Source organism: Pseudomonas syringae pv. cilantro (assembly GCF_001293775.1).
GTDB lineage: Bacteria > Pseudomonadota > Gammaproteobacteria > Pseudomonadales > Pseudomonadaceae > Aquipseudomonas > Aquipseudomonas syringae_P.
The window spans coordinates 132,512-148,709 of record NZ_LGLN01000071.1; the positions used below are offsets into that span (position 1 = coordinate 132,512).

Consider the following 16,198-nt stretch of genomic DNA (forward strand, 5'->3'; position numbering starts at 1 on the left):
GGAACCGATCATGAGCACTACTGAAGTTTCAAGAAATGCTGCTGCAAAAGCCGCTGATCCACAGGCCGTCAACGAATCAGCGAAAACCGGCATCGCCGCCCTGTGGCGTCCGGCGCTGGTGCAGGCCTTCGTCAAGCTCGACCCGCGCCAGCTCAAGCGTTCGCCGGTCATGCTGGTGGTGGAACTGACTGCCATTCTGACCACCGTGCTGTGTGTCATCCCCGACCCGCAAGTGCCGACCTCGGTCTGTGTGCAGATTGCCCTGTGGCTGTGGTTCACGGTGTTGTTCGCCAACTTTGCCGAAGCACTGGCTGAAGGCCGTGGCAAGGCGCGCGCTGACAGCCTCAAGGCCGGTAGCGAAGGCCTCAAGGCGCGTATCCGTGACGAAAACGGCAGCCTGCGCACGATCAATGCAAGCGAGTTGCGTAAAGGCGATGTGGTGCGCGTCGAAATCGGCGAAATGATTCCCGGTGACGGCGAAGTCATCGAAGGCATTGCAGCCGTCAACGAAGCGGCGATTACCGGTGAATCCGCGCCGGTGATTCGCGAATCCGGCGGCGACCGCTCGGCGGTCACTGGCAACACCCGGCTGGTGTCCGACTGGCTGCTGATCCGCATCAGCAGCAACCCCGGTGAATCGACGCTGGACCGCATGATCGCGCTGGTCGAAGGCGCCAAACGTCAGAAAACCCCCAACGAAGTGGCGCTGGACATCCTGCTGATCGGCCTGACGCTGATCTTCCTGCTGGTGGTCATCACCTTGCAGCCGTTCGCTCATTTTGCCGGTGGCAGCCTGCCGCTGGTGTTTCTGGTGGCGCTGCTGGTGACGCTGATCCCGACCACCATCGGCGGTCTGCTGTCGGCCATCGGCATTGCCGGTATGGACCGTCTGGTGCGCCTCAATGTGATTGCCAAGTCCGGTCGCGCCGTCGAGGCCGCAGGCGATGTGCACGTTTTACTGCTGGACAAGACCGGCACCATCACCTTCGGTAACCGTCGCTGCGCTGCCGTCTACGCGGCACCCGGCGTGACCCCCAAAGAGCTGGGCGAGGGTGCCTTGCTGGCGTCGCTGGCCGACGACACGGCGGAGGGCAAATCCATCGTCGAGTTCCTGCGCGAGCAGCACCCGATGAACGAGCCGACCCTGGGTTCGGTGACGGCCGTGCCGTTCAGCGCTGACACACGGCTGTCCGGCGTGGACTACCAGAACCATGTGTACCGCAAGGGCGCGGTGGATTCGCTGCTGGCGTTCATCAACATGCAGCGCAGCGAGCTGCCGCCGGCACTGGCACGCGAAGTCGACAAGATCGCCAAGACCGGTGGCACGCCGTTGCTGGTTTGCGCCAACGGTCGGCTGCTGGGCGCCATCCACCTCAAGGACGTGGTCAAGCCGGGCATTCGCGAGCGTTTCGAAGAGCTGCGCAAGCTGGGCATTCGGACCGTGATGGTGACCGGCGACAACCCGCTGACCGCCGCGGCAATTGCTGCCGAAGCGGGCGTTGACGATGTACTGGCCGAAGCCACGCCGGAGAAGAAACTGGAGCGGATTCGTCAGGAGCAGGGCGAAGGGCGGCTGGTGGCGATGTGCGGCGACGGTGCTAACGATGCGCCTGCGCTGGCCCAGGCCGACGTCGGCATGGCAATGAACGACGGCACCCAGGCGGCGCGCGAAGCGGCCAACATGGTCGACCTCGACAGCGACCCCACCAAGCTGCTGGACGTGGTGCAGATCGGCAAGCAATTGCTGGTCACCCGTGGCGCGCTGACCACGTTCTCCATCGCCAACGACGTGGCTAAATACTTCGCCGTGCTGCCTGCGCTGTTTGCTTCGATCTACCCGCAACTCGGCGTGCTCAACGTCATGCAGCTGGCCAGCCCGCAGAGCGCGATTCTCTCGGCCATCGTCTTCAACGCGCTGATCATCGTCGTGCTGATTCCGCTGGCCCTGCGCGGTGTGCGCGTCCAGGCCGCCAGCGCGGCGCATTTGCTGCGGCGCAACCTGCTGATCTATGGCCTGGGCGGCATCGTGGTGCCATTTATCGGCATCAAGCTGATCGACATGTTGCTGGTCGGTCTCGGCCTTGTTTGAAGCTTGAAGTGTGAAGCCTGTGTTGCATGCCGGTTGGCGTGCAGCCTTACCTGATTGAGGATGTGCAGATGTCCAGTGTATTGCGTCCGGCCCTGAGCCTGATTGTGTTGATGAGCCTGATAACCGGCGTGGCGTATCCGCTGCTGGTCACCGGGGTGACGCAAGTCGCGTTTCCCGCGCAGGCCAATGGCAGCCTGCTGTATGACGAGTCGGGCAAGGTGCGCGGCTCGGCCTTGATTGCCCAGTCGTTCAGCGGCGATGAGTGGTTTCAGTCGCGCCCCTCGGCGGGCGCTTTTGCGACGGTAGCCAGTGGCGCGAGCAACTTCGCGCCGAGCAACCCGGCACTGGCGACCCGCGTCACGGAGGAGGCCGCCAGGCTTGCGAACGCCGCGCAAGGGCCCGTGCCACTAGCCTTGCTGACCACGTCCGGCAGCGGTCTGGACCCGCACTTATCGCCTGAAGCCGTTGCCTGGCAGGCCGGTCGCGTGGCGGCGGCCCGGCAGTTGCCGCTGGATAAAGTGCAGGCGCTGATTGACGCCAACACCCGGCGTCCACTGATCGGCCCACCGGTGGTCAACGTGTTGGCCTTGAATATGAGCCTGAATCAGTTACCTTCTGCACCGCGTAACGCGCAGCTGTAACAAATTGCGCCGTGCCTGCAATCGCTTAACTAAGCTGTCAGTAATAAAGAGAGGGTGGTAACCAACTTGAGTGATTCCGGTCGTGCTGACGCATTGTTGGCCCAGTTGCCCCGCGAAGCGCGCGGGCGGCTGAAAGTTTTTCTCGGTGCGGCGCCGGGTGTGGGCAAGACCTACGCCATGCTCCAGGCGGCCCACGCGCAGTTACGCCAGGGCGTCAGGGTCGTGGCGGGCGTGGTGGAAACCCACGGCCGTGCGGAAACCGAGGCGTTGCTCAACGGCTTGCCGCAACAGCCCTTGCTGCGCACCGAATACCGCGGCATGACCCTCGAAGAAATGGACCTCGACGCGCTGCTCAAGGCGGCGCCGAGCCTGGTGCTGGTCGATGAACTGGCGCACACCAATGCGCCCGGCAGCCGGCACACCAAACGCTGGCAGGACATTCAGGAACTGCTCGCAGCCGGCATCGACGTCTACACCACGGTCAACGTCCAGCACCTGGAAAGCCTCAACGATCAGGTGCGCGGCATCACTGGCGTACAGGTGCGCGAAACACTGCCCGACTGGGTCTTGCAGGAAGCCTTCGACCTGGTGCTGATCGACCTGCCGCCGCGCGAGCTGCTTGAGCGCTTGCGCGACGGCAAGGTCTACGTGCCGGAGCAGGCGCGCGCGGCCATCGACGCGTTCTTCACCCAGACCAACCTCACCGCACTGCGCGAAATGGCCATGCAGACCGCGGCGGCGCAGGTCGACAACGATCTGGCGCAAGGCTATCGGCAGTTGGGCCAGGCGGCACCGGCGGTGCGCGGGCGGATGTTGGTGGGCATCGATGGCGACCTGCATGCCGAGCGTCTGGTGCGCCACGCCAGCCGAGTGGCTCAGCGTCGTCATCTGCCGTGGAGCGCGGTACATGTGGATGACGGGCAGACGCTGGACGAACAGTCCCGCGCGCGTTTGCAGAACGCCCAGCAACTGGCCGAGCGACTCGGTGGCGAAGCCGTGTCGCTGCGTGCCGGGGAGGTGGCCAGAACGCTGGTGCAACATGCCATCGAACGGCGTGCCAGCGTGGTGCTGGTCGGTCAGTCGCGCCGGCACTGGCGGCGCCGAGTGTTTGGTGGGGGCGTTGCGGCACGCTTGCTGCGCGAAGGGCACGGGCTGGAAATCTCGGTGCTCGACGACAGCGAAGAGCTGCCCGATCAGCCGCCGCGCGCACGCCCGTCTCGCGAGGTGGTGTGGTTCGATTACGGTCTGGCCTTCGTCGCCACTTTGATCGCCAGTCTGGTGGCCTGGGGGGTGTCGGGCGTGCTGGCGCTGCCGAACATTTCCCTGATTTTTCTCGCCGCGGTGCTGCTGGTGGCCGTGCGCAGCAGCATGGGGCCGGCGCTGGCGTGTGCCGGGTTGTCGTTTCTGGCTTACGACTTTCTGTTCATCCCGCCTAGTTTTTCCCTGAACATCCAGCGCGAAGAAGACGTGCTGACGCTCCTGTTTTTCCTGCTGATGTCGGCCCTGACCGGCAAGCTGGCCGCTCGCCAGCGCAGGCAATTGCAGGCACTGCGTGATACCCAGGAACAGACCAGCGAGCTGCTCGATCTGTCGCGCAAGATGACCGCAGCCACCGACCGCAAGGCGGTACTCGCGGCGGCAGAACAGCATTTTTCCGGCTGGAAAGAGCTGCACCTGTGTCTGGTGGATCGTGACGGGCGGGGCACGTTAGTGGTCGAAACCGGCGGCCCGCTGACCTTTTCTGAAGCCGAACGCGCCGCCGCTGACTGGGCCTGGCAGCATGAACAGCCCGCAGGCAGCGGGACCGGCACGCTGCCGTCCGGTCGCTGGTGGTGGTGGCCGATCACGGCAGAAGAAGGGCCGTTGGCGTTGCTCGGCGTCAGTGCGCGAGAAGGTCAGTCGTTCACTGCGCAGCATCGACGTCTGCTGGCCGCGCTGACGCAACCGCTGGCGCAGGCGTTGGCCCGTGCGCAGCTTGCACAGGAACTCGAGGCGGCGCGTCTGCACGGCGAAACCGAGCAACTGCGCAGCGCCTTGCTGGCCTCGGTGTCCCATGATCTGCGCACCCCGCTGACCTCGATGCGCGGCAGTATCGACAGCCTGCTGGCGCTGGGCGAAGCCATTCCGCTGGAGGATCGCCGCGAACTGCTGGAAGGCACTCGTGACGAAGCCGAGCGTCTGGACCGCTATATCCAGAACCTGCTGGACATGACGCGCCTAGGGCACGGCGCGCTGAAACTGGCGCGCGACTGGGTGTCGCCTGCCGATATCGTGGGGAGCGCGTTGAATCGCCTGCGTGCCGTGCTGGCACCGTTGCAGGTCAGCACGCAGGTCACCGGCGACCTGCCGCTGCTGTATGTTCACGCGGCGTTGATCGAGCAGGCGTTGGTTAATGTGCTGGAGAACGCGGCACGTTTTTCCCCCCTCGGCGGTCGCCTGCAAGTGGCGGCCGGCGTGGTCGACGGCGAGCTGTTCTTCTCGGTCAGTGACGAAGGGCCGGGCATACCCGAAGACGAACGGGCGAAGATTTTCGATATGTTTTACACCGCCGCACGCGGTGATCGCGGCGGGCAGGGCACCGGGCTCGGCCTGGCGATCTGTCAGGGCATGATCGGCGCGCATGGCGGACGGCTCACGGTCGAGGAAGGCATCGACGGGCTGGGTACGCGTATCACGTTGTTTCTGCCGTTACAGGCGCAACCGGACGTTGAAGTGGAGGAGCCTGTTTGAGTCGCACATCGGTTACCCCAGCGCTGTCTGAAACGGCATTTCAGACATGAGTCATACGGCGACGATTCTGGTCATCGACGACGAACCGCAGATTCGCAAGTTCTTGCGCATCAGCCTTGTGTCTCAGGGCTACAAAGTGCTGGAGGCCGCCACCGGCATGGAAGGCCTGACGCAGGCGGCGCTGAACAAGCCGGATTTGCTGGTCCTCGATCTCGGCCTGCCGGACATGGACGGCCAGCAAGTGCTGAGCGAGTTTCGCGAATGGTCGGCGGTGCCGGTGCTGGTCCTCTCGGTGCGCGCCAGCGAAGCGCAGAAAGTTCAGGCGCTGGACGCCGGGGCCAATGATTACGTGACCAAACCGTTTGGTATCCAAGAGTTTCTGGCGAGGATTCGGGCCTTGCTCAGGCAGGTGTCGGGCAGCGACAAGCCCGAATCGGCGTTGCGCTTCGGTCCGTTGATCGTGGATCTGGCCTACCGCCGTGTGCTGCTCGATGAGCAGGAGGTGGCGCTGACCCGCAAGGAATACGCGGTGCTGGCGCAACTGGCACGGCATCCGGGGCGGGTCATCACCCAGCAACAACTGCTCAAGGATATCTGGGGGCCGACGCATACTGAAGACAGCCACTACCTGCGCATCGTGGTCGGGCATTTGCGCCAGAAACTGGGCGATGACCCGACCGCGCCGAGGTTCATCATCACCGAAGCAGGAATCGGCTATCGATTGCTCGCCGACGATTGATGACACGAAGATGAAAACGACGATTTCGGCGCCGGTGGCACGGCACTTTTGCCAGGCCGGATCGTCAAAGCCGCACACTTCCTATTACGTTTGAGGTGACACCCCATGAAAGCCCTGATCTGTCTGCCATTGCTGGTTCTGGTTCTTGCAGGTTGTGCCGGCAAGACCGGGTATCGCGACAGCTGCGCCACTCAACTGGATGCCGCCTGGCACGAACTGGACCTGGCCAAGGCTGAAGGCTTCGCCGGGACCGTGAGCTACTCCAAAGCCCTGTCGCTACTGACCGGCGCCAAGACCCAGCAACAGTTTGAAGCTTTTGAAGGCTGCACCGAAAAAGCCGAAAAAGCCCGCTTCTACATCCGCGAATCCCGCGCTGGCCGCTGATAACTGATCCTGCACCGCGTCGTACATGCCATCGCGGACGCAGAGCGTCCAGCGCGGAGCGTCGCACGATAATCAAAAGCCGCAAACGGCATGCTTACGCGGAGCGTCTTACGATAGTTGAAGTCGTGGGGACTTGTCCGCGAATGGGGCGGTACATCCGATGCATTTTCTGTGTCTGGAATAGTGCCTTCGCGGACAAGCGAAGCGNCAAAAATCAAAGCCAGTAAATATAGGCGCTCCAGCCCGGTTTCTTTCCAAAAAATGGGCTTTTTCAGAGGGTCCTTAAGCGGACCTTGTGGGAGCGGACTTGTCCGCGAAAAGGGCCTTGAATTCGCAGGAGATATATTGTTCTCAACATCGCCGTCGCGGACTAGCGAACCGTCGCCCGTTCCGCACAGTGTTTGTCCAGATACCTCTCGCTCCGTATGCTCTGCATCACATCAAATCCCTACCGCCTCTAGCGAAACGGCCTACGCTAACCGTAGAGTGTTCAGACGTCTTGCATCGCTTGCAGTCCCGCAGTCATGCAGCAGTTTCGGAAGGGGCTTTCGATGGGTAGAAAACTCGATGCGTGCCTGAGCGCCATCAATGAAGTGATTCTGGGCAAGGAAGCGCAGGTGCGGCTGGCGATGACCTGCCTGATTGGCGGCGGGCATTTGCTGATCGAGGACTTGCCGGGGATGGGCAAGACCACCCTCAGTCACGCGCTGGCGAAGATTCTCGGCCTGAGTTATCAGCGTATCCAGTTCACGTCCGATCTGTTGCCCGGCGATATTCTTGGCACCTCGGTGTTCGACCGCGACAGCGGGCAATTCACCTTTCATCCGGGGCCGATCTTCGCCGAACTGGTGCTCGCCGATGAAATCAATCGCGCCACCCCGAAAAGCCAGAGCGCATTGCTGGAGGCCATGGAGGAGGGCCAGGTGTCCATCGAAGGCGCGACTCGTCTGCTGCCTGATCCTTTCTTCGTGATTGCGACCCAGAACCCCTTCAGTTCCGGCGGCACCTTCGCGTTGCCCGAGTCGCAGCTCGACAGATTCCTGATGCGCATTTCCATGGGCTACCCGGCCAGAGCGGCGGAGAAAGCCTTGCTGCTCGGTGAATCGCGTCGTGAACTGTTGCCGCGTCTGCAACCGATTCTCGATCACGCATTGCTCGGGCAACTGCAGGCCGAGGCACGTCAGGTGCGGGCCAGTGACGCGCTGGTCGATTACGTGCTGAGGCTGGCGGACGCAACGCGCAGCCAGCCGCAGTTTGCCTATGGGCTGTCACCCAGAGCGAGCCTGGCGATTCTGGCGGCGGCGCGTGCCTGGGCGATGTTGCTGGGCCGTGACTACGTGATTCCCGAGGACGTGCAGGCGGTGCTGCCTTCGGTGGTCGGTCATCGGTTGCGCGAACGCAGCGATCCGACCGGGCATGGCGGCGGGGCGCTGGTGCAGTGGCTGTTGCGCGAGGTGCCGGTACTTTGATCCAGTCGTTCAGACCGCTCTGGCAACGCTGGCTGGCTAAACGAATTCCGCCAGCGTCGCGGATTGCGCTCGACCACCGGCGCATTTTCATCATGCCGACGCGCACCGGCATGATATTCGTGCTGGTGTTGCTGCTCATGCTGCTGGTCGCCATCAACTACCAGAACAGCCTGGCTTACGGGCTGACCTTTCTGCTGATGTCGGTGGGCGTACTTGCCATCCTGCACACCTACCGCAACGTCAGCGGTTTGATCCTCAGTGCCGGTGTGGCGCGTTCGGTGTTTGTCGGCGAACCGGTGCAATTGCGTATGCGCCTGGAAAGCGCAGGGCAGGCGCATCATGCTTTGGGACTGGGCTGGACCGCGGCCGCGCTGCAAGCAGGCGATGTTCTGCCGCGCGGGCTGACGGACCTGGAACTGACCCTGCCTGCCGAAAAGCGCGGCTGGCTACACGCCCCCCGCTTACGCATCGAAAGTGCCTTCCCGCTGGGCATCTTCCGCGCCTGGAGCTGGCTGGATCTGGAGCAGAGCGCCCTCATCTATCCCCGGCCATTGGCCGGAGCCATGCCGTTGCTCAAGGGCGTGCAGCCTCACGCTGAGGATGACGGGCAAGCAACCCGGGGCGCTGGCGTCGATGATTACCAGGGCTTGCGCGTTTATCAGCCGGGTGACAACCGCGGCCGTCTGCACTGGAAAGCCTATTCCCGTGGTCAGGGTCTGCTGGTCAAGGATTTCACCGACCTGAGCGGCCATGACCTGTGCCTGGATTTCATGGCCCTGGGCGGCGATATCGAGGAACGACTCTCGCGCCTGTGTTACTGGGTATTGGAACTGTCGCAACGACGTCAACCCTTCGCCTTGCGGCTGCCGGGGTTTCTGTCGTCGCTGGACAGCGGCGACGCGCACCGCGAAGCCTGCCTACGCGCGCTAGCTCTGTACGGTCAGCGCTCGTGAGCAGCAAGGTCGTGGTCAGCGCGCCGATTCCTCGTGTCAGCCTCACTTGGCTGCTGCTCGCTCAGGCGCTGGTGGTGTTGCCGTTCGCGCTGCATGTGCCGGTCTCGATCATGATGCTGTGGCTGGGCTGCACGCTCTGGCGGGTGCAGGTGTTCCGCATGCGTGCCCGTCTGCCGGGCAGCTGGGTCAAGGCCGGCTTGTTGGTGGGCACCGCCGCTGGCGTTTATCTGGCGCGTGGCAGTCTGGTCGGGCTGGATGCCGGGGCCGCGCTGCTGGTAGCCGCCTTCGTTCTGAAAATGCTGGAAATGAACAACCGCCGGGATGCACGGGTGCTGATCTTTCTGGGCTTTTTTTGCGTCGCCGTCGGCTACCTGTTCGAAGACAACCTGTTATGGGCACTGTTCAGCCTGTTGCCCATCGCTGCATTGCTGGCAGCGCTGATCGGTCTGCAACAGTCGGACCTGGCCGGCAAGTCATCAGACACGCTCAAACTGGCTTTCAAGCTGATGGCGCAGGCCGTGCCGCTGATGCTGCTGTTGTTTCTGTTCTTTCCGCGCCTGGACCCGCTCTGGTCGTTGCCACAGCCGAGCAACAAAGGCGTGACCGGTCTGTCCGACAACATGGCCCCCGGCGACATGGCCGAGCTGAGCAAGTCGCCTGCGCTGGTGTTTCGGGCCAGTTTCGAGGGGCTGATACCGGCCCGCAATCAGCTGTACTGGCGCGGCCTGACCCTGGAGCAGTTCGACGGCCGTCGCTGGTCGCAGTCGTCACGGGCGCAGACAGTGCAGATCCCGCAGTGGCAAAAGCGCGGCGATCCGCTGGCCTACAGCATCGTCATGGAGGCGAGCGGGCGGCCCTGGCTGCCGAGCCTCGACGTTGCTGAAACCCAGCTGCCGGACGTGCGCCAGATGAGCGATTTTCGCTTGCAGCGCAGGCGGCCGGTCGAGCAGTCGCTGTTGTATGCCGTGCAGTCCTGGCCGCAGAGCATTCGCGATCCTCAACCCGGCGAGCAGATCCAGCGTCAGGACCTGCAATTGCCTGCCAAGGGCAACCCGCAGGCCCGACAATGGGCTGATGAGCTGCGTCGGCGTTATTCCACACCGGAAGACCTGGTCGCGGGCATGCTCGCTTATTTCAGCGACCAGCCCTTTCACTACACGCTCAAGCCGACCACGCTGGGCAACGACAGCATCGATGAGTTCCTGTTTGTCAGCCGTCAGGGTTTCTGCGCCCACTATGCCGGGGCCATGACCTTCGTGTTGCGCGCTGCGGGGATTCCGGCGCGGGTGGTGGCCGGGTATCAGGGCGGCGAACTCAACCCCGACGGGCAGTACCTGACCGTGCGCCAGTTTGACGCTCATGCCTGGGTCGAATACTGGCAGCCGGGAATCGGCTGGCGCAGTGTTGACCCGACCGCCGCCGTGGCACCGCAACGTATCGAACAAGGGCTGGAGCAGGCACTGGCCGCTGACGAGGCCTTTTTGCAGGATTCGCCCCTGTCGGCGCTGCGTTATCGCAATGTGGCCTGGCTCAACACCCTGCGCCTGAGCTGGGACAACCTCAATTACGGCTGGCAACGCTGGGTCCTGGGCTATCAGGGACAACAGCAGTTACAAATTCTCGGACGCTGGTTTTCCGGGTTTCAGGCGCCGGTTTTTGTGACCGGCATCGTGCTTTCACTGGGCCTGGTGGCCTTGTGGCTGTTCAAACCCTGGTTGCGCGAAAGCGATTCGCAGTTGCGACTGTTCAACGCCTTTGAACGCTTGCTGGCCCGGCATGGTCTGCGTCGTATGCCGGGTGAAGGCGCGGAGGCGTTCTGTCAGCGTGCGGTGCTGTGTTTTCCGCAGCATGCCGATGCGATCAGCGCCTTTGTCCGGGAGTTTCAGGCACAGCGTTACGCTGGACGGCTGACGTCGCCCGGCCGTCTGCGAAGTGCCTTGCGGGTGCTGCGTCGGCGTCTGCCATGGAGGTTATCGGCTGTCAGGGACAGGCATTCATGAATGGTTTTGTCGAAGGGGAATTGCATGTCGTCAATGGTCGATCATCTGGTCGCTGAAGTGCTGTCACTGGATGTCAAATTGCTGGCCTGTCAGGCGCGCCTTGCAGCGTCGACCGACAGCGAAGCGCTGCATGATTTGCGAACCACGGTGCGTCGCCTGCGCAGTGTGCTGAGGCCGTTGCGCGAGATTTCCGGGGCGGCGCAACTGGAAGACGCGGCCAAGGCCGTCGGCCAGGTGACTACGCCGCTGCGTGACATGCAGGTGCTTGCTGCGCTGCTGGAGCAGAAAAGTGTGGAGAGCGCGAGCCTGCACGAGGCCGCACTCAAGCGTAATCAGTATTTGAGCAGCGCCTGCCCCAAGGTCGCGGCCTCTCCCGAACTGCATCGCTTGCTGACCCTGCTCGACCAGTTCCCGACCATGCTTCGCGTGCAGCAGCGTCAGGGCATGCTGCGTGGCCTGCGCAAAACCATCGAAAAACGCATGGACAAGCAATGGCACAAACTGCGCGTCGCCATCGCCGAACCGGGCCATGATCGACACGACCTGCGTCTGCTGATCAAGCGCGTACGCTACGCCGCCGAGGCCTACCCGGAACTCAGTCATCAACCGAAAAACATGCAGGCACGCCTTAAATCTGCACAAGGCGAACTGGGCGACTGGCACGATCATTTGCAATGGCTGGCACAAGCGGAGGTAGAGGTCGATCTGGCACCGTGCGTTGCCGGTTGGCAGGTCGGTATCGTGCGCGCAGAACGCAAAGCCGAGGCGTCGCTCAAACGGCTGGCCAAGGCATGCTTCTGAGCCTGCAAACCGTCGAGTTTTTTACTGAAAGGCGTCATTCAGGCCGCAATAATGGCCGTTATGGAGCCTGCACTCCGGTAAGAGTATGGTTATCATCCATTCATTGGTGTTCAAGCCGTTGGAGTAACCATGACCTTTTCCGAACTGATCGATGTCGGTCGTGACCATCCGCTCTCTGTGACCATTCCTGCTGAATGGTCACAGGGGCGCGCCTGTTTTGGCGGGCTGATGGCTGCGCTGACCTATGAAGCGATGCGTGCCCAGGTGCCGGAGGGGCGGCCGGTGCGTTCGCTGGCCATTACGTTCGTCGGTCCGGCAGCGCCTGGCGTGCCGATTGCGTTCGAGGTCGAGGTTCTGCGTCATGGCAAGGCGGTCAGTCAGGTAGTGGGGCGCGCCATGCAGAATGGCGAGGTCATGACCCTGATTCAGGGCAGTTTCGGGGCGCCTCGGGAGTCGGTTATCGCTGTCGCTGCGGAGCCTGCGCCAGTTCTCAAGCCCGTCGAGGACTGCCCGGAACTGCCGTTTGTCAGCGGCGTGATGCCTGACTATTTGCGTTTCATGGACATTCGCTGGGCGCTGGGCGGTATGCCGTTCAGTAATACCCGGTCACCGGCAATTGGTGGCTATGTGCGGTTGCGCGATGAGCAGCACGCCAGGCCGATGAGCGAAGCGCACATTCTGGCATTGGTCGACACGTGGCCACCTGCGGTATTGCCGCACTTGAACACCCCGGCACCCGGCAGTTCGCTGACCTGGACCATCGAATTCGTTCAGCCGCAGCCTACGCTCGATACCCTGCAATGGTGCAGCTATCGTGCGGTCATCGAGCACGCCCGCGATGGCTATGGTCATACCGCCGCCGCACTGTGGAGCCCACAGGGCGAGCTGATCGCGATCAGTCGGCAGACGGTCACCGTGTTTGGTTGATGTGTCTCACCTGTCCACTGTGATACGCGGAATCACCAGCGCTGCTACGACCCCGATCACGCCAATGGCGGTCGACGAAAGGCTTTCGGAGAACAGCCCGTTGAGGATCAGCAGGGTTGCCAGAATAAACAACGGCACTGCGATCAGATAAAGGGTGAGGCTGGCGGATTGATCCTCGTGGTCGGTACTTTCGGGCCATTGATTCAATTGCAGGTCGGGACGTGGCTTGTTCATACAGCTTTCCTCTTCAGAGCATTCAGGGCGTTCTTCCATGCGCCGTTGTGGTGACTGAAGAGTAAGCCCGGCCCGGAATGCCCGCGAGGCAAGCCTTTCTATCGGCTCGATAGTCCGCCAAGTGCAGGGACCTTCATGGCCTGGTGCAGAAAACGATCCTTCAGGACCCCGCTGGCTGGTCCAGCGTCGGTAACGCGAAAAACGCTTGGGCGCAGGCGGTGCTGTAGCGCGCCAGATCGTCCTCACTTTCGCCACGGTGCAAGGCCACTTCGCGCAATACTTCCGGTAAGTAAGCGGGCTCGTTACGACCGTTTTTCGGTTTGGGGCGCAAGCTGCGCGGCAGAAGATAAGGTGCGTCGCTTTCCAGCATCAGCCGGCCGCGAGGGATATTGCCCACCAGCGGGTGCAGGTGGGTGCCGCGTCGCTCATCGCAGATCCAGCCTGTGATGCCGATGTGCAGGTCCAGGTCGAGGTAACTGAACAGCGCGGTGCGTTCGCCGGTGAAGCAGTGCACCACGGCGGCGGGCAAACGATCACGGTAGTCGCGCAGGATCTCCAGCAGGCGCTGGTTGGCGTCCCGCTCGTGCAGAAATACTGGCAATTGCAGTTCCACCGCCATGGCCAGATGCGCTTCCAGCACCTTTTCCTGCTGCGGGCGAGGGGAGAAGTCGCGGTTGAAGTCCAGACCGCATTCGCCCACCGCGCGAACGCGATTTTCCTTGAGCAGGGCATGCAACTGTTGCTCGGTGTCACCGGTCCAATCGCTCGCCGAGTGCGGATGGATGCCCGCTGTGCAGAACAGGCGTTGCGCGCTTTCATCAAGCTCGTGGCACAACTGCAAAGCCTGTTCGCTGCCCTCGACGCTGGTGCCGGTCACCACCAGTTGTGCGACGCCTGCAGCGTAGGCGCGATCGAGTACCGCCTGTCGCTGCGAGGCGAAGCTTGCGTTGGTCAGATTGACGCCGATGTCGATGAGTTGCATGGTGCTACCTCCAGCTGCAGGCTGCCGAGCATACCAGAGCGCCGGCCACAATAAGAAAAGGCTGAGTATTCAAGCGATTGAGCCAGAAGGCTCGACGATTTCCTCGCTGTTCGACGCTGCTGCGTGACCTCAAGATTTCCTTTTTCCTGTTTCTTTCCGGCATTTGCCCCGGGGAAGTGAATGATCCGATCCACGCTTGTGTCTTTCATCTGTCTGCTGTCGCTTTCACCGCTGCACGCGGCTGCTCGCCAGGCCGGCCCAGAGGCTGTGCAGCACACCACGCAGGCGCGTGATCTGGCGGCGATTCGCAGCAGCAAGGTGCTGCGCGTGCTGGTCAACCAAAGCCGTAACAGCTCCGGTGACGTCAAGGGCCAGGAAATCGGCGTCGAGTATCACCGTTTGCAGGCGTTCGAGCAGTACCTGAACAGCCATGCCCGCGACGGGCAGAAAGTGACCTTCAAGATCATCCCCAAAGCCAAGAATCAGTTGCTGACGGCGTTGCAGCGCGGCGAGGGTGATCTGATCGCGCCCGGCGAGTTGCTCGATGCCAGCGCCGCCAAAGGCATTCAGGCCACGGCGCCGATCATCCATGACGTGCCGCTGGTGCTGGTCGGCGTTCGCGGTCAGCGCAGCTTGCGACGTGTCGATCAGTTGTCCGGGCGCACCTTGAGCCTGCCCACCGGCAGTGCCGCCGACGAAGCGCTGCATCAGGTCAATCGGCAGTTGGAACTGCGCAAGCTGGCGCCGGTGAAAATCGACTGGGTTGACCCGAGCCTTGCAGTCGAAGACGTGCTGGAAATGGTTCAGGCCGGAATTTACCCGATGACGCTGGTCGAGCAACCCATTGCCGAGCGCTGGTCGAAGGTCATGCCCAGACTGCGAATCGACCGTGGTCTGACCTTGCAGACTCAGGGCGACGTCAGTTGGTTCGTCAGTGACAAGGCGCCCCTGCTGCGCGCCAGCGCCGATGATTTTCTCAAGGGTTACAAGCCGTCGGTGCAGCAGGATCTGGCGTTCGAGAAGGCTTACAAGAACACCTATCAAGTCAACAATCCGCTGGTACGCAACAACCTGCAACGCCTTGAACAATTGCGCCCCATGCTGCAACGCCACGCCGATGCGCAGGGCATGGACTGGCTGGACCTTGCCGCGCTGGCATTCAAGGAGTCGAAACTCGACCCGTCGGCCAAGGGCAGCGGCGGGGCGACCGGGTTGCTGCAGATTACCCCGTCGGCGGCGAAACGCGTCGGCGTAGCGAGTATCCAGAGCGCCGACGACAACGTTCGTGCCGGCTCGCGGTACATGGCGCTGATCCAGCGCAAATATTTCGCCAGCAACAAAGTCAACGAGCGTGAGCGAATGGCGTTTGTCATGGCGGCCTACAACCTGGGGCCGGAACGCGTGCAAGGCATGCGCGAAGAGGCACGGCGGCGCGGGCTCAACCCCAATCAGTGGTTCTTTCAGACCGAGCGGGTGGCCATGGAGCAGGGTGGTGCCAACGTTGTCGCCTTTGTGAACAGCGTGAACAAATACTATCTGGCGTTTGATCGCGAGCGCGAAGCGCTGGAAAAACAGGGCCCGAAAAAACCGCTTATGCGTTAATGATCGAATATCTTGATGAAGATGCGCGGTTATTTTCGGTTTTTACATGAGGCGATTTGATTATCATGGCGGCACTCCCACTTAATCAGTCATGGAAAGTCACCTCATGAACACAATGATCAAATCGCTTCTCACCACCCGTGCCGGTTATGGCCTGACCGTCCTGCGCGTCATTGTCGGTATCGCATTCATCGCCCACGGCAGTCAGAAACTGTTCGGCGCGTTTGGCGGCTATGGTCTGGACGGCACCGCGCAGTACATGGAAAGCCTGGGCCTGACACCAGGCTACCTGATGGCACTGATGTCTGGCAGCGCCGAATTTTTCGGCGGCCTGGGTCTGCTGCTCGGGCTGCTGGCGCGTCCGGCCGCAGTGGTGGTGATCCTGCTGTTGCTGGTAGCGATCTTCACTGTGCATATCCATAACGGTTTTTTCATGGCCAACAACGGCTATGAGTACGCACTGGCGTTGCTCGGCGGTGCGCTGGCGGTCCTCATCGAAGGCGCCGGCAAGCTGTCGCTGGATCGCGTCATCGCCCGATAACCGTCTACGCTTCACTCACGAGGCCCGCTCCCCTGCGGGCCTCGTGCGTTTGCCCGCCTCGGGCATGAAGGGCGCGGGCACGGATGACAATTGACAATGAATGGGA

The 16,198-nt window shown here is 62.3% G+C and carries 14 protein-coding genes; 12 read left to right on the plus strand and 2 right to left on the minus strand.

Annotated features, from left to right (window positions below; genetic code table 11):
* The first annotated feature begins 10 nt into the window (after nt 1-10).
* The 10 genes from kdpB to ABJ99_RS19470 all read left to right on the plus strand — a co-directional run bounded on the left by kdpB (nt 11) and on the right by ABJ99_RS19470 (nt 12,733).
* Nucleotides 11-2,089 (plus strand): potassium-transporting ATPase subunit KdpB, encoded by a 2,079-nt coding sequence (gene kdpB, locus ABJ99_RS19425; protein WP_054087192.1) that lies wholly within the window; start codon nt 11-13, stop codon nt 2,087-2,089.
* A 68-nt stretch (nt 2,090-2,157) separates the two neighbouring features.
* Nucleotides 2,158-2,730, plus strand: coding sequence for a potassium-transporting ATPase subunit KdpC (gene kdpC / locus ABJ99_RS19430; protein ID WP_054087243.1), 573 nt, complete (start codon nt 2,158-2,160; stop codon nt 2,728-2,730).
* 66 nt (nt 2,731-2,796) lie between these two features.
* On the plus strand, nt 2,797-5,460 hold the full coding sequence (locus ABJ99_RS19435; protein ID WP_054087244.1) for a sensor histidine kinase: 2,664 nt from the start codon (nt 2,797-2,799) through the stop codon (nt 5,458-5,460).
* 46 nt (nt 5,461-5,506) lie between these two features.
* On the plus strand, nt 5,507-6,199 hold the full coding sequence (locus tag ABJ99_RS19440; protein WP_054087193.1) for a response regulator: 693 nt from the start codon (nt 5,507-5,509) through the stop codon (nt 6,197-6,199).
* A gap of 105 nt (nt 6,200-6,304) precedes the next feature.
* Complete coding sequence (locus ABJ99_RS19445) at nt 6,305-6,583, plus strand: hypothetical protein (RefSeq protein ID WP_054087194.1); 279 nt, start codon at nt 6,305-6,307, stop codon at nt 6,581-6,583.
* Nucleotides 6,584-7,134: 551 nt separating this feature from the next.
* Nucleotides 7,135-8,052 (plus strand): AAA family ATPase, encoded by a 918-nt coding sequence (locus ABJ99_RS19450; protein ID WP_007249961.1) that lies wholly within the window; start codon nt 7,135-7,137, stop codon nt 8,050-8,052.
* Entirely contained in the window at nt 8,022-9,005 is a 984-nt protein-coding gene (locus tag ABJ99_RS19455; RefSeq protein ID WP_080378225.1) for a DUF58 domain-containing protein, read from the plus strand. Before ABJ99_RS19450 ends, ABJ99_RS19455 begins: the two co-directional genes overlap by 31 nt.
* Nucleotides 9,002-11,005 (plus strand): transglutaminase TgpA family protein, encoded by a 2,004-nt coding sequence (locus ABJ99_RS19460; protein WP_054087196.1) that lies wholly within the window; start codon nt 9,002-9,004, stop codon nt 11,003-11,005. The genes ABJ99_RS19455 and ABJ99_RS19460 overlap by 4 nt, the downstream gene beginning before the upstream one ends.
* 24 nt (nt 11,006-11,029) lie before the next feature.
* Nucleotides 11,030-11,806, plus strand: a complete 777-nt coding sequence (locus tag ABJ99_RS19465) for a CHAD domain-containing protein (protein WP_054087245.1) — start codon at nt 11,030-11,032, stop codon at nt 11,804-11,806.
* Between the two features lie 129 nt (nt 11,807-11,935).
* Nucleotides 11,936-12,733: an acyl-CoA thioesterase gene (locus ABJ99_RS19470; protein WP_054087197.1), complete on the plus strand. Its 798-nt coding sequence runs from the start codon at nt 11,936-11,938 to the stop codon at nt 12,731-12,733.
* A 6-nt stretch (nt 12,734-12,739) separates the two neighbouring features.
* Here the strand turns inward: ABJ99_RS19470 and ABJ99_RS19475 are convergent, their stop codons facing one another.
* Nucleotides 12,740-12,967: a hypothetical protein gene (locus ABJ99_RS19475; RefSeq protein ID WP_054087198.1), complete on the minus strand. Its 228-nt coding sequence runs from the start codon at nt 12,965-12,967 to the stop codon at nt 12,740-12,742.
* A 160-nt stretch (nt 12,968-13,127) separates the two neighbouring features.
* Nucleotides 13,128-13,949, minus strand: a complete 822-nt coding sequence (locus ABJ99_RS19480; protein WP_054087199.1) for a TatD family hydrolase — start codon at nt 13,947-13,949, stop codon at nt 13,128-13,130.
* Nucleotides 13,950-14,129: 180 nt separating this feature from the next.
* On the opposite strand from ABJ99_RS19480, the gene ABJ99_RS19485 reads away from it, so the two are divergent.
* Both ABJ99_RS19485 and ABJ99_RS19490 read left to right on the plus strand, forming a co-directional pair.
* Nucleotides 14,130-15,551, plus strand: a complete 1,422-nt coding sequence (locus ABJ99_RS19485; RefSeq protein ID WP_054087200.1) for an MltF family protein — start codon at nt 14,130-14,132, stop codon at nt 15,549-15,551.
* Between the two features lie 106 nt (nt 15,552-15,657).
* Nucleotides 15,658-16,092, plus strand: coding sequence for a DoxX family protein (locus ABJ99_RS19490; RefSeq protein ID WP_054087201.1), 435 nt, complete (start codon nt 15,658-15,660; stop codon nt 16,090-16,092).
* Nucleotides 16,093-16,198: the final 106 nt, after the last annotated feature.

What these genes read in the sequence shown, in the direction of transcription:
- kdpB (WP_054087192.1), top strand. Translation starts at nt 11, where the DNA reads ATGAGCACTACTGAAGTTTCAAGAAATGCTGCTGCAAAAGCCGCTGAT.
- kdpC (WP_054087243.1), top strand. Translation starts at nt 2,158, where the DNA reads ATGTCCAGTGTATTGCGTCCGGCCCTGAGCCTGATTGTGTTGATGAGC.
- ABJ99_RS19440 (WP_054087193.1), top strand. Translation starts at nt 5,507, where the DNA reads ATGAGTCATACGGCGACGATTCTGGTCATCGACGACGAACCGCAGATT.
- ABJ99_RS19445 (WP_054087194.1), top strand. Translation starts at nt 6,305, where the DNA reads ATGAAAGCCCTGATCTGTCTGCCATTGCTGGTTCTGGTTCTTGCAGGT.
- ABJ99_RS19450 (WP_007249961.1), top strand. Translation starts at nt 7,135, where the DNA reads ATGGGTAGAAAACTCGATGCGTGCCTGAGCGCCATCAATGAAGTGATT.
- ABJ99_RS19465 (WP_054087245.1), top strand. Translation starts at nt 11,030, where the DNA reads ATGTCGTCAATGGTCGATCATCTGGTCGCTGAAGTGCTGTCACTGGAT.
- ABJ99_RS19470 (WP_054087197.1), top strand. Translation starts at nt 11,936, where the DNA reads ATGACCTTTTCCGAACTGATCGATGTCGGTCGTGACCATCCGCTCTCT.
- ABJ99_RS19475 (WP_054087198.1), bottom strand. Translation starts at nt 12,967, where the DNA reads ATGAACAAGCCACGTCCCGACCTGCAATTGAATCAATGGCCCGAAAGT.
- ABJ99_RS19480 (WP_054087199.1), bottom strand. Translation starts at nt 13,949, where the DNA reads ATGCAACTCATCGACATCGGCGTCAATCTGACCAACGCAAGCTTCGCC.
- ABJ99_RS19485 (WP_054087200.1), top strand. Translation starts at nt 14,130, where the DNA reads ATGATCCGATCCACGCTTGTGTCTTTCATCTGTCTGCTGTCGCTTTCA.
- ABJ99_RS19490 (WP_054087201.1), top strand. Translation starts at nt 15,658, where the DNA reads ATGAACACAATGATCAAATCGCTTCTCACCACCCGTGCCGGTTATGGC.